The organism is Anaeromicrobium sp. (assembly GCF_025210435.1).
Taxonomy (GTDB): domain Bacteria; phylum Bacillota; class Clostridia; order Peptostreptococcales; family Thermotaleaceae; genus Anaeromicrobium.
Genome location: NZ_JAOART010000098.1, coordinates 1 through 14,555, shown reverse-complemented (window position 1 = coordinate 14,555; position 14,555 = coordinate 1). Strand labels below are relative to the sequence as shown.

10 protein-coding genes are annotated in these 14,555 nt (G+C 33.6%); all 10 read right to left on the bottom strand.

What is annotated here, in order from left to right; all coding sequences use genetic code 11:
* Positions 1 to 144: 144 nt before the first annotated feature.
* Positions 145 to 987 (bottom strand): XdhC family protein, encoded by an 843-nt coding sequence (locus N4A57_RS12140; RefSeq protein WP_293658262.1) that lies wholly within the window; start codon positions 985 to 987, stop codon positions 145 to 147.
* Positions 988 to 1,484: 497 nt separating this feature from the next.
* Positions 1,485 to 2,102: a cyclodeaminase/cyclohydrolase family protein gene (locus tag N4A57_RS12135; RefSeq protein ID WP_293658261.1), complete on the bottom strand. Its 618-nt coding sequence runs from the start codon at positions 2,100 to 2,102 to the stop codon at positions 1,485 to 1,487.
* 147 nt (positions 2,103 to 2,249) lie between these two features.
* Positions 2,250 to 3,518: an imidazolonepropionase gene (hutI, locus tag N4A57_RS12130; RefSeq protein ID WP_293658260.1), complete on the bottom strand. Its 1,269-nt coding sequence runs from the start codon at positions 3,516 to 3,518 to the stop codon at positions 2,250 to 2,252.
* 6 nt (positions 3,519 to 3,524) lie between these two features.
* On the bottom strand, positions 3,525 to 4,430 hold the full coding sequence (ftcD, locus tag N4A57_RS12125; protein WP_293658259.1) for a glutamate formimidoyltransferase: 906 nt from the start codon (positions 4,428 to 4,430) through the stop codon (positions 3,525 to 3,527).
* 67 nt (positions 4,431 to 4,497) lie between these two features.
* Complete coding sequence (locus N4A57_RS12120; protein WP_293658258.1) at positions 4,498 to 6,519, bottom strand: urocanate hydratase; 2,022 nt, start codon at positions 6,517 to 6,519, stop codon at positions 4,498 to 4,500.
* A 188-nt stretch (positions 6,520 to 6,707) separates the two neighbouring features.
* The gene (locus N4A57_RS12115) at positions 6,708 to 8,387 is read right to left on the bottom strand and encodes a formate--tetrahydrofolate ligase (RefSeq protein WP_293658257.1); all 1,680 of its coding nucleotides are present in this window, start codon (positions 8,385 to 8,387) and stop codon (positions 6,708 to 6,710) included.
* 230 nt (positions 8,388 to 8,617) lie between these two features.
* Positions 8,618 to 10,150 carry a histidine ammonia-lyase gene (hutH, locus tag N4A57_RS12110; protein ID WP_293658256.1) on the bottom strand — a complete coding sequence of 511 codons (1,533 nt, stop codon included), beginning with the start codon at positions 10,148 to 10,150 and terminating at the stop codon, positions 8,618 to 8,620.
* A 283-nt stretch (positions 10,151 to 10,433) separates the two neighbouring features.
* Positions 10,434 to 12,425, bottom strand: coding sequence for a sensor histidine kinase (locus N4A57_RS12105; RefSeq protein WP_293658255.1), 1,992 nt, complete (start codon positions 12,423 to 12,425; stop codon positions 10,434 to 10,436).
* Positions 12,394 to 13,086, bottom strand: coding sequence for a response regulator transcription factor (locus N4A57_RS12100; RefSeq protein ID WP_293658254.1), 693 nt, complete (start codon positions 13,084 to 13,086; stop codon positions 12,394 to 12,396). Before N4A57_RS12100 ends, N4A57_RS12105 begins: the two co-directional genes overlap by 32 nt.
* A 372-nt stretch (positions 13,087 to 13,458) precedes the next feature.
* Entirely contained in the window at positions 13,459 to 14,337 is an 879-nt protein-coding gene (locus tag N4A57_RS12095) for a DNA-3-methyladenine glycosylase family protein (RefSeq protein ID WP_293658253.1), read from the bottom strand.
* Positions 14,338 to 14,555: the final 218 nt, after the last annotated feature.

Below are 14,555 nucleotides of genomic sequence, written 5' to 3'. Positions count from 1 at the left end.
CCTATGCTACTTGAACATGACACATGAACCTATATACGAAGATTCACACTTTCGCTTGTGACAAGGACTTGGGTGGAAAAGATTTTCAATATATTTTCCTGAAATAGGCCCGCATAAAGCAAGTTTATACACCAGAAATCCATATTATAATTTTATTTTTAAAGAACCCGATTCCTTTTCATACTTCACAGCTTGTATCTCAGCTAATATACTTAAGGATATTTCCTCTGGTGTTTCTCCTCCTATGTTTAATCCTATAGGTGAGTATACCCTAGATAATTCTTCTTCACCATATCCCTTTTCCTTCATATTATTAAAGCAATGTTTTACCTTTGTTTTACTTCCTATCATACCTATATATCTAGCTTCACTTCTCATTACCCTTTCTAAGGATATTTGATCATGTTTATGTCCATGGGTAACTATTACAATATTACTAGTATCTTTTATAATATATTTTCCTAATTCTTCTTCCATATTTCCAACTAATAATTCATCTGCTTCTGGATAGGTCTCCTTGTTTACTAATTCTGGTCTGTCATCTACTACTACCACATAATATCCCAGTATCTTAGCCAATTTGCTAAGTTTATTGCCTATATGTCCTCCCCCTACAATTAGTAATTCATCCTTTTTTTTAAATACCTTAACAAAGACTTCCACATTACCACCACAAACCATACCTAATCCATCTTCCCTCAATTCATACTTAATGTTCTTAGATAAACCTCTCTTTATCAATTCCTTACTATCTTCCATGGCTTGTATCTCTATTTTTCCACCACCTATAGTACCTTCTACTAATTCTCCTAACTCATTCACAAGCATCATACTACCTTCTCCCCTAGGAGTTCCCCTAGTACTATTTACTATAGTTACTAATGCTGCATCTTCCTTATTTTTAATCATATCATATAATTTTTCTATAACTTTCCCTTCCACATTATCTCCCTCTTTTCTAATTATATATACCAATTCTAGAATCACTAAACTTTGACCACCTGTCAGGTGAAATAGGTGCCTATATAGATTTCGTAACACTAAACTTTCTTTATATAGTAACTTGCCTACAAGGGAAACTATTGAAAATTTTGGCAACCCTGGAACGTCACAACATCCTATGCTACTTGAACATGACTCATGAACCTATATACGAAGATTCACACTTTTGCTTGTGACAAGGACTGGGGTGGAAAAAATTTTCAATAGTTTCCTGAAATAGGCCCACATAAAGCAAGTTTATAAATACGAAATCTATACATCTAGTTTAATCATAATTTATCTATATAAATAATTGTACTAGATTTCCCTCAATTTTTTTATAATATTTGTAAAAAATAAAATATGGTTAAGAGTCCCAAGGCTTAAGGCCTATCTCTTAACCATATTTCATATTGTGAAACTTATGCATAAAAAAAATAACTCTGCTTGCCTAGGAAGGTAACTATATTGAAAATTTTTGGAGTTGTGGAACGTTACAAAATCTATAATACTACTTTTCCTAAGATTCTCTTTTCTACTTCCTCTACCTTTGATTCAATCTCTTTTACTTGTGCACTTACTTCCTCTACAAAGGTTTCATCCTTTATAGAACCTAAGTTAATCTTTACATTATATAACGCAGATAATACAGCAGTTCTTGACATCATGGCAGCTACAGCACCATCTGTTACGGCATTTTGATTTCCCTTTACTACAACGACTTCTATGATTTCCATAATCTCTAGGGCCTTTTTAGCAACACTTAGTGGAACTAAAGATGCACTCTTAGATCCAGCTTGAATGGCTTCTTTTCTCTTAGCCTTATCTTCATCCGTTTCCTTTGGTAATTTAAATGCATCCATAACTTCATTAAATGCATCTGAATCCCTATCTATATCAAGGACAAATTCATTTCTAAATTCTTCAGCCTTCTCAGCTATTTCTTTCATTTCTTCTTCTACTTCCACATACTTTTTCTTACCTATAGTAAGATTTGCAACCATCTCAGTTAGAGCTGCTCCTATACCTGCAGATAGGGCTGCTATACTTCCACCACCAGGAACTGGTTCCTTAGAAGCTGTTTTATTTAAAAATTCTTTAACATTTAAATCTACTAACATTTTATATAGCCTCCTGGATATATTTTAGAGTTTTATACCTTGAAATTTATTACTCTAAAACTTTATTTATTTTCGTTAGCAGTCAGCTGTTAGCAGAAGAAGTTATTTAAAACCGCTAACTGCTAACCGCCTACCGCTAACCATCTTTTAATATACTAATCCGCTGTTTTCGTTATTTACAACTAATTTACCACCCTTTATAACCTTCTCTACAGTGTTAACTCCTATGTGATATGGGATAAACTTGTATGAAGGGAATTCAAGGATTACTAAATCACCTTTTTTGCCTTCATCTATACTTCCTATTTCATGGGCACGGTCTATGGCAGCTGCACCATTTATAGTAAGTGATGTAATTGCCTCTTTAGTAGTCATATTCATATACAATGTGGATAAAGCAAATAATAATGGTATGGATTCCGTATGACAACTTCCAGGATTAAAGTCAGTGGCAAGTGCTACAGCACAACCATTGTCTATCATAAATCTACCGCGAGCATAATCCTCCTTTAAACTAAATGCAGTAGCAGGTAATAGGGTAGCCACAACTCCAGCCTGAGCCATTTTCTTTATACCCTCATCTGATGCTTGAAGTAAGTGATCTGCCGATACGGCTCCCACCTCTGCTGCCAGATCAGCTCCACCTAAGTGCACAATCTCATCTGCATGTAATTTTAGTTTCATTCCCATTTCTTTTGCCTTATTTAATAATTTTCTAGACTCTTCTATTGAAAATACATTTTTCTCACAGAATATATCACAAAACTCTGCAAGATTATTTTCTACCACATGGGGAAGAACCTTCTCAATTATATAATCAATAAATTCTTCTCCACGGCCCTTGTAATCTTCTGGCACTGCATGGGCACCTAGGAATGTGTTACTTATATCCATAGGATGAATTTTCTCTAATTCCTTCATTACTTCTAATTGCTTAATCTCCGTATTAAAATCTAGTCCGTAGCCACTCTTACCTTCTACCGTAGTAACTCCAAATTTTAACATGGAATCAAGTCTTTTCTTACCAAGATCTATAAGCTCTTCTTTTGATGCCTTTAGTGTTCCATTTGTGGAGTTTGCAATTCCACCGCCGGCTTCCATAATCTCCATATAAGAACAGCCTCTAAGTCTCATGTCAAATTCTTTCTCCCTATATCCACCAAATACAAAGTGGGTATGAGAATCTACAAAACCAGGAAGTACAGCCTTACCTGTAGCATCTATAACTTCATATTTTGACTGGTCCACATTTTTTAGTATTTCCTCTGTCTTACCTACTTTTTTTATTATTCCATCTTCTATTACTACTGCACCATTTTCTATTATGTGAATATTATCCATTTCTTTTCCACTTTTAGCTTTAAATCCACTACAAGTTACTAATTCATTTGCATTTTTAATTATCATATTTGCCATAATCATCTACTCCATTAAGCTAGTTTCTATAACTTTATCCATTGAGAATCCATATAATCCTAAGTAGTAAGCAGCACTATCTATTAAAGCTTCCATAGGAACAAGTCCTACTACTTCACTACCTAATACATTAACTCCATATCTCTTAGCTTCCATTTTAACCGTTTCAAATACTCTATATACAGAAGTCTTAGTATAATCTGTAATATTCATTGTTACCTGAGTAATTCCTCTTTCCTTAATTTCAACTCCACCAGCCTTAATGTATCTAAATCCACCACCAGAATGTCTAATAGCCCTTGCAATTTTATTTGCAATTTCCACATTTTGAGTATCTAGGTCAATGTTATAAGCTACCAGGGGCATTCTAGCTCCTACTGCCGTAACACCTGCCGTTGGGTGAATTTCATTCTTACCAAAGTCTGGGTGCCACTGGGGATCTTGTAGCTTTTCAGCCATTCCCTCAAATTGCCCCTTTCTTACCTTTGCTAAGTTTTCCCTAGCTGGTGTGCTTGCTGCCTTTTCATATAAAAATACTGGAATATTATGGGCTTCATTTATAGCTTTAGCCGTTTCCTTTGCAAGCTCCACAGCCTCTGCCATGGACATATTCTTAATAGGAATAAATGGTACCACATCTGTGGCTCCCATTCTAGAATGTTGACCTTCATGCTTAGTCATATCTATTAATTCAGTTGCCACTCCTACAGATTCTACTACTGAATTTTTTACTGCCTCAGGCTCTCCCATTATGGTAACTACCACTCTATTATAGTCCTTATCAGCTTCATAATTTAATAGTTTTACATTTTCTGCTTTTCTATATGGATCAACTATTTTTTCTATTTTATCCATATCCCTACCTTCACTATAGTTAACAACACATTCTACTATTTTTCTTATGTCACTCATGTGAAACTCCTCCTTAAAGATGTTTAGGGTTTAGAGTTTTATTTTTATCCCTTAACTCTAATCTTTTCTATTTTTCTAACTTTTCAGCTACTAATTTCTTTACTAGATCTTCCTTTGGAATATATGGTAATGTAATATGATCTTGACCTTTGTAAATTTCATTATATTCTACACAAGTAGACACGGCATTTTCATTTCTAGCCCAAGCACGTCTAGCAACTCCACCCATAACATCCCAAGGCATAGCACTCTTTAAAATATTATCTACTCTAGTACTTCCATCTAGAACCATACCAAATCCACCATTGATAGATTTTCCGATTCCAACTCCCCCACCATTGTGAAGAGCTATTAAACTCATACCACGAGCAGCATTTCCTGCAAAAATGTGAGTAGCTTGGTCTGCCATAATATTACTTCCATCTTTAATATTAGATGTTTCTCTAAATGGAGAGTCAGTTCCACCTGTATCATGGTGATCACGACCTAACATGACTGGCCCAATTTCTCCACGTCTAACCATTTCGTTAAACTTAAGGGCAATTCTCATTCTTCCAAGGGCATCTTGGTATAAAATTCTTGCTTGAGTTCCCACAACTAATTTGTTGTCATCTGCATCCTTAATCCATATATAGTTGTCGCGATCTTGATACCTTCTTTCTGGGTCAATGCAGTCCATAGCAGCCTTATCAGTCTTTAATAAGTCTTCATGCTTGCCACTTAAACATACCCATCTAAATGGACCATATCCAAAGTCAAATAGTTGGGGTCCTAATATATCTTCCACATATGATGGCCAAATAAATCCATCCTTATCGTCTCTACCATTTTTAGAAATTTCCATAATTCCTGAATCATAAATAGCTTTCATAAAAGCATTTCCATAATCAAAGAAGTAAGTTCCACGACTAGTTAATTCTTTGATTACTTCATAGTGAGCCTTTAAAGTCTCATCTACTAATTCCTTAAATTTAGCCTTATCTTCTCCAAGTAATCTTGTTCTTTCTTCAAAGGATATTCCCTGTGGACAATATCCACCAGTATATACCTCATGACAAGAAGTTTGGTCAGATAATAAATGGATATGAACATTATTTTCTGCTGCATATTGTAATAAATCTACTATATTACCATGGAATGCAATGGCACAAGTTTCTTCTTTCTCCATATAATCTTTAGCTAAGTCAAAGGCTTCCTTTGGACTCTTAGCAACGGCACTTACCCATCCTTGTTCATGACGAGTTACGATTCTTGAATAGTCAACTTCTGCAATGATACCTACACCTTTAGCTATCTCTACAGCTTTTCCTTGAGCTCCACTCATTCCACCAAGGCCAGAAGTAACAAATAGTTTACCTCTTAGGTCATCCTTAATTCCAAGTTTCATTCTACCCGCACCTAAGATAGTAGAGTAAGTTCCATGAACAATACCTTGAGGTCCAATGTACATCCAACCACCAGCAGTCATTTGCCCATAGTTGGCAACTCCTAGTGCTGCTGCTCTGTTGAAGTTTTCCATATCATCAAACATACCAACCATAAGTCCATTAGTGATAATTACCCTTGGAGCATCTGGCTTTGAATGGAATAATCCTAATGGATGTCCTGAATGGATAACTAATGTTTGATCTTGAGTTAATACTTCTAAGTATTTCTTAATTAATCTATACTGCATCCAGTTTTGACACACTTGACCCGTTTCTCCATAAGTAACTAACTCATAGGGATAAAGGGAAATGGCAAAATCTAAGTTGTTGTCCATCATTACTTGGAAAGCTTTTCCTTCAATACAATTACCCTTGTATTCGTCAATTGGCTTTCCTACAATATTTCCCTCTGGTCTAAATCTATATCCATAGATCCTTCCCTTAGTCATTAACTCCTCTAAGAATTCTGGGGCTACCACCTCATGAAATTCTTCTGGCACATATCTTAAAGCATTTTTAAGGGCTAATTCTATTTCATCTTGAGATAAATTAACGTCTCTCTTAGGAGCTCTTCTTAAACCTTCTATGAATACTGGATATTCTGGTAATACTGAATCTAATTTAATTTCCATAGCTTGTGCTACTTCTTTGTTTGATAACATATTGTTTCCTCCTTGCTTAATTTTGTCCTATGATATTCGTTTGTCGTTGGACGTTTATCGTTAAACCATAAGAAAGATTTAAAGTTTAGGGTTAAGGGCTTAGGGTTTTATCCCTTAACTCTTAACCATAATGTTTTTTTATTTTCTCTTTTAACTGATAACTGCTAACCACTAACTGCTAACGGTTCTTAGAATAATCCTGAAATATTTCCCTCTTCATCTATATCCATTCTATTAGCAGATGGTACCTTTGGAAGTCCTGGCATAACCATGATATTTCCTGTTAAGCATACGATAAATCCAGCTCCATTAGATACTCTCACTTCTTGTACTGTTATTTCAAAGTCCTTAGGTGCTCCTAATAGATTTTGGTTATCTGATAGGGAATATTGGGTTTTAGCCATACAAACTGGCAGTTTATCAAGTCCCAATTCTTCTAACTTCTTAATTTGTTTCTTGGCTTTTCCACTAAATACAGCACCACTTCCACCATATATTTCAGTTACTATGGCCTTTACCTTTTCTTCAATAGATTCTTTTTCATCGTATATAAATTTAAAGTCTGGCGTTTCTCTTTCAACCATTGAAACTAACTTTTCAGCCATTTCAATTCCGCCTTCTCCACCCTTTTCCCAACATTCATTTAATACTACTTCTACTCCTGCATCTTCACACTTCTTAATTAGAAGGTCTACTTCAGCCTGAGTATCTGTAGCAAACTTATTAATAGCTACTAATGCTGGTAATCCAAACTTTTTAATATTTTCAACTTGCTTCTCTAAATTTGCAAATCCCTTATCTAGAGCTTCTACGTTTTCTCCAGATAACTCTTTTTTATTTACTCCACCATGCATCTTAAGTGCTCTAATAGTAGCAACTATTACTACTGCATCTGGACTAAATCCACCATATCTACACTTGATGTTTAAGAACTTTTCAGCCCCTAAATCTGCCCCAAATCCAGCTTCTGTTACTAAATAATCACCTAATTTTAATCCTAATTTTGTAGCCATTATACTGTTACAACCATGGGCTATATTAGCAAAAGGTCCACCGTGTATAAGGGCTGGTGTATTTTCTAGTGTTTGCACTATATTTGGCTTAATGGCGTCTTTAAACAACATGGCCATAGCTCCCTGTACACCTAATTCCTTAGCATAAACTGGTGCTCCTTCATAATTGTATCCTACTAGCATTTCTCCAAATCTTCTCTTTAAATCCATTAAATCCGTTGCTAAGCATAATACGGCCATAACTTCTGATGCAACAGTAATCATAAATCCATCTTCACGAACAAAACCATTTCCCTTAGGTCCAAGTCCCACAACAACACTTCTTAAGTTTCTGTCGTTCATGTCTAATACTCTTTTCCAAGTAATTTGACGTGCATCTATATTTAATTCATTTCCCTGTTGAATATGATTGTCTATAGCTGCTGATAATAGGTTGTTAGCCGTAGTTATAGCATGCATATCTCCCGTAAAGTGTAAGTTTATATCTTCCATTGGAACTACTTGTGCATATCCACCACCTGCAGCCCCTCCTTTAACTCCAAATACAGGTCCTAAAGATGGTTCTCTTAAAGCAATTACTGCTCTTTTACCAATCTTATTTAAGGCTTGACCAAGTCCTACACTTGTAGTAGACTTTCCTTCCCCTGCTGGAGTTGGGTTAATAGCCGTAACTAATATTAATTTTCCATTTTCTTTATTTTCTAATCTCTTAAATATATCTAAAGATATTTTTGCCTTATATTTTCCATATAACTCTAATTCATCATCTAATATATCCCACTCTTTAGCTATGTCAGCTATTGGTAACATCTTTGCACTTTGTGCTATTTCTATATCACTTGGAACTTTACTCATTAATGATTCACTCCCTTTGTAATCTTCTTAATCCCAATTATATATGATCCACGTCTCTAAAACGTCTCCACATTTTAATTTTCACAAATCATGTGTTTTTTATGAATTTTAACATTTCCCAACTCGTATTTTTCATTTTGTGATTATGAATTTATCAACACTAAGATTTCTTTATACAGTAACTTTCCAATAAAAAAACTCCTGAGAGAATGATCTCTCAGGAGTTTTTATTAAAATTCTAATTCACCTATAGCTTCTTCAACGGCTTCAACTATAACATTAGCATCTATTAATTCAGCTGCCTTGTTTATATCCCTATACATTACTCTATCATCTTCCCAAGTAGCCACTACTTCTCTTATCTTTTCATAGGCAACTTTAGTTCCTTCACCTAATTTTGGATTGTCTAATTCAAAATCTATAGCTTGTGCAGCACTTATAAGTTCTATGGCTATTACACGACTAGCATTGTAGTATATATCTCTAGCTCCTCTAGCTGCAATAGTTCCCATACTTACATGGTCTTCTTGATTTGCAGAGGATGGAATAGAATCAACACTTGCTGGATGAGCTAACACCTTGTTTTCTGATACTAGAGCTGCTGCTGCATATTGAGCAATCATAAATCCAGAATGAAGTCCTCCCTTTTTAGTTAAGAAAGCTGGTAATCCACTTAAAGCAGGGTTTACTAATCTTTCAATTCTTCTTTCAGATACGTTAGCAATCTCTGCTATGGCAATCTTTAAAAAGTCAAAAGGAAGTGCCATTGGTTGACCATGGAAGTTTCCTCCTGAAATAGCATCTTCATCATCAGCAAAGATAAGCGGATTATCTGTAACTCCATTCATTTCTATATGTACTTTACCTAATACATAGTTAATAGCATCTTTACTAGCTCCATGGATTTGAGGTAAACATCTTAATGTATATGCATCTTGTACTCTTATTTCACCTTGTCTAGTAGTTCTTTCACTATCCTTAACTATTCTTAAGAAGTTTTTAGCCGTATCCATTTGTCCTTTGTGTGGACGTACCTTGTGAACCCTTTCATCATATGCATCTACTATTCCGTTTAATGCCTCTAAGGTTAATGATGCAGATATGTCCGCAAGCTTAGCTAAGTTCTTAGCATCATAAGTAGTTAAAGCTCCCACCGCCGTAAGTACTTGTGTTCCGTTAATAAGGGCTAAACCCTCTTTAGAAGTAAGCTCTACTGGAGTAATTCCAGCCATTTCCATAGCCTTCTTTCCATCCATAAGTTCTCCCTCATAGTATGCTTCTCCATCTCCAATCAAAGGTAATACCATATGGGAAAGGGGTGCTAAGTCACCACTAGCTCCTAAAGATCCCTTTTCTGGGATAGCTGGATGTACTCCCTTATTTATCATTTGGATTAATGTATCTAAAGTTTTTGGTTGAATTCCTGAGAATCCTTTAGAAAGGGCATTTGCACGCATTACCATTATGGCTCTTACCACATCTTCAGAAAAATGGGGACCTACTCCACAAGCATGGCTGATGATTAAGTTTCTTTGTAAATCCTTAGCTTCGTCCTTAGTTATAACCACATCACTGAATTTTCCAAAACCAGTAGTTATACCATAAACAACCTTTTCTTCATTAACCAATTTATCTACAAAAGCTCTAGATTTTTCTACTCTCTTCCTAGCTTCACTGTCTAATTCCACTTTATATCCATGTCTTGCCACATTAACTAGGTCTTTCAGAGTTAAACTATTTCCATCAATAATAACTTTTTTCATCTGTACCCCTCCATTTATAATTTATCTACAAAACCTTTTTTCATGTTTTTAAATTTTCTGACTATGTTAAAATTATACATGTGTCGAATAATGAAAGTCAATGAAATTGAAACAACTTACAGTAGTACTGCTTTATCTCATTAAAGAAAACCAAAAGAAAAAGATAACAAACAATTGTTTATTATCTCCAACTTCATTTAAAATATTAACTTAACAACCACGTAAATTACTGGAATTAACAAAACAGATTATATTTTCCTGAAATAGGCACACATATGGCCTATTAATGTTTAGGAATAGTAACAATAGCCTTGAATAAATCTCCATCTATATCTATATTAAAACTACCCTTTTGCAATTCTACAAGGCTCTTAGCAATGGATAATCCAAGGCCACTTCCTTCACTATTTCTCGATTCATCTGCCCGTTTAAAGCGTTCCATAAGTTCATTGGCATCTATATTTAATTCATAGGCAGATATGTTTTTCATAACTATGGATATGCTATTTCCCAAATCTATCACATCTATATATACTCGTGAATTCATAAGGGCATACTTAAATATATTAGACATGAGATTTTCTATAATTCTCCACAATAACCTTCCATCGCCCTTTACAAAGACCTTTTCCTCAGGATAATTTAATTTAAAATCTAGACCAGAAGAATTTATCTTATTATCTAATTCACCCATCACCTGAGTTAAGAGGGATATTATATCTATTTTTTCAAAATTCACAGGTATACTCCCACTAGATGCCTTAGACGCTTCAAATAAATCATCTGTTAACACTTTTAATCTTAAAGATTTTTCCTCTAATATTTTTAAATATTTTTTAATATTTTCTGAATCTACCTCTTCTTTTTTAAGTAGATCTATATAAGTTATTATTGATGTGAGGGGTGTTCTTATATCATGGGACACATTACTAATAAGCTCAGTCTTTAACCTTTCGCTTTTTAACTCCTTCTCAATGGCAACCTTAAGTCCTTTAGTAACTCCATTTATTCCATCTCCTAGTTCTTTATATACTCCATTACTTTCTGTTTTTATTTCATAATTTAATTGACCCTTTTCAATTGACTTTATTCCAGTGATTATCATCTCTAAATCCCTTACCTGCTTTGGTGTTGGAATCATTCTAATGGCCAGTGGAGATCTTTTTAGGCCATTTCCTATGGATGAAAATATTTTTCTTATTATTTTATATATTAAAGTATGACTAATTAAAGTTCGATTTTTAATATGTTTTGTGATGGTCAATATTAAATAAATTCCAATAATACTAGCCATAGTAGCTAATGGTATCATAAACATTGGGTACGATTCTCTGTAAGCTAAATATGTACCTCCTAGACAAGCCATTATAATAGTGCCACTTATTATTAAGTTTAAATCCAAGTAGGGTTTATCTATTAAAGTCATATTCAATGGACCATCCTTTTCCTTTCTTCCACAAGTATACATTAGATGAATAAGTGTAATCATAAGGCCTATGCCTGCACCTATAATGATTTTTAGATGAAATAATAAAAACCTTCTTCTCCTATTCCAACTCTCTTCTTTTAAATTTACAAATTCTTCATTAAGACCTATATAAATAATTTCATTATTATAATTTTCTAATCTTCTATTCATAGACTCTATTATATGTGAATCCTCTATAGAAATATCCTGTTCACTTTCGTCATAGATAATATATACAGGTTGGGATTTAAAAAATTCCTTTGACTTATTTTCTGAATTGGCTTTTACATAGCCTCCATCAGATATGAAGTAATATAAACCATCTATACTATCTATCTCCTTTATCCACTCATTATATGTTCTCAAATCCTCATTTATTCTCTTGTCTTTCCATACCTGAATCTTTGATAAATATTCCTCTTCAAAGGCTTTTTTAACATCCTCTTCCTTTATTTCTTCTTTTTTCAGCTTGCTTTCTTCATAAAATTTTTCTTTAAAATCACGATATAGATTTCGAATTTCATAATTATAATCATGTCCTTTTAAGGTACCACCACTTTTAATATGCTCCTCACCTTTATACTTACTTAAAATATTTGTTAAATAATAACTCATATTATTCAATTGTGTTTCTAATTCATAGCTTCTTTTATAGTCTCCGTTTAAAATTAAATCTCCATCCATATCTTCCATGGAAGAAAGTTCCACTAGGTGACCTATAATAATAACTGAAAAAACAACTCCTAATAAAAAGGATACTCCCTTAATAAATCTCCTATATATGATATTTTTCCACCTTATATCCAACTCCCCACACCACCTTTAAATATTTTGGTTCTTTAGGATTTATCTCAATTTTTTCTCTTATTCTCCTTATGTGCACAGCCACTGTGTTCTTTGCCCCATAGGCATAATCATTCCACACTTTTTCATAAATGGCTTCAATAGAATATACTATCCCTGCATTTGCTACTAATTCCTTTAAAATTTTATATTCTAGGGGAGTTAATTTGACTATGTCTCCATCTATGGTTACTTCCTTTCTCTCATCATCAACTACTAGTCCCCCTGTTCTAAATATACCTGTCTTTTTAGTATAGCTTCCAAAGGAAGTATATCGTCTAAGCTGGGATTTTACCCTAGCTATTAATTCTAATGGATTAAAGGGCTTTGTCATATAATCATCTGCGCCCATATTTAATCCCATTATTTTATCCATATCTTCAGATTTTGCAGAAAGGATTATAATTGGAATATTTTTATTATCCCTTATTTTATTAGTAGCTGTCATACCATCCATCTTAGGCATCATAATATCCATTATAATTAAATGTATCTCCTCATTTTCAATGACATTCAATGCCTCCAGCCCATTATAAGCCTCAAATATGTTGTAACCCTCATTTTTAAGATATATTTCTATGGCCTGAACTATTTCCTTATCGTCATCACATACGAGTATATTCATAAATTATACCCTCCTTCCTTAGGTATATTAAAAAAACTATTATATTAATAATTATAAAGCTTATCTATTAAGAACTACATTACTAAAAACGAAAGATTTTCTTAAGATTATAGATTTCGTAACACTAAGCTTTCTTTATACAGTAACTTGCCTACGAAGATTCACACTTTCGCTTGTGACAAGGACTTGGGTGGAAAAGATTTTCAATATATTTTCCTGAAATAGGCCCGCATAAAGCAAGTTTATACACCAGAAATCTATACTCCTATGAAAAATTAAAATAACCCTCAATTTCATTTAATTGAGAGTTACAAAATTGGGCATATTCAAACAATAAATTAGTCATTTCATTGGTTATTTCTTTCATATGCCTTACTTTCCTATATTTAATTCCCTGGCATAATAAAACATATACTGTTGAGCAAATCCACCTAAGTCTTCATATTTTTCCTTTGCAAATTCCTGTATTTGATTATTAGTAGCCCCATCCTTAAAATAGAAGTATTCCATTACCCTTTTCACCCACACATCTATGGGAAAAGCATTATATTTTTTCATAGAAAACAATAATATACAATCGGCAACTTTAGGTCCCACACCCATTAATTTAAGTAAATTCTTCTTTGCCATTTCCCTATCTAAATTCTTAAGAGTGTACACATCCACTTGATTTTCCTTCACTATATATGTGGTACTTTGTATATATTTTGCCCTATATCCCACATTCAAAGCCTTTAATTCCTCTTCTGCCTTATTGTAAAGTTCCTCCGGTGTGGGAAAGGCATAATATTTTTTTTCCTTATACTCTTGGATAAAACTTCCATACTTCTCACTTATAAGCTCTACTGATTTTTTTATCCTTGGTATGAAATTTCTAGCAGATATTATAAAGGATACTATAGTTTCCCATTCATCTTGATTAAGTATCCTTATACCATGTCCATGTTCCACTGCCTGTGCCATTATATTATCATCCTTTGTTAATTTATCCTTAATGACACCATAATCCCTATTAAAATCAAAATAGTCTACCCATATATTTTGAAAATCTTCCATATTAGTATTTAAAAATGTGAAAATACCTTCCTCCTCATATATATGAAGTACCTTACCATAAGCTACCCCTATATAACTACCATCTTCTTCCTCATTCCATCTAAAACATTGTCCACACTCAAAGGTATCCTTCAAATTAAAATCCCGTATTTTAGCAATTATCCTATTATTTTCTTCTCTCACATATTCTATCATCTAATCCACCCCATTACATATATTTATTTCCATTTTCATAGGCTTTTATAAATTCATAAAAGAAAGTTTTTCATATACACTGATGCTCCCACGCCTAAAGGCATGGGGTTCTTAAATATGTTAACTTCCCTTATACTCTCAACATAAGGCTTACATTATTACTAAATGCTCATGCCTACAACATTTAAGGACTAATTAATTTTTTTAAGACTTTCATT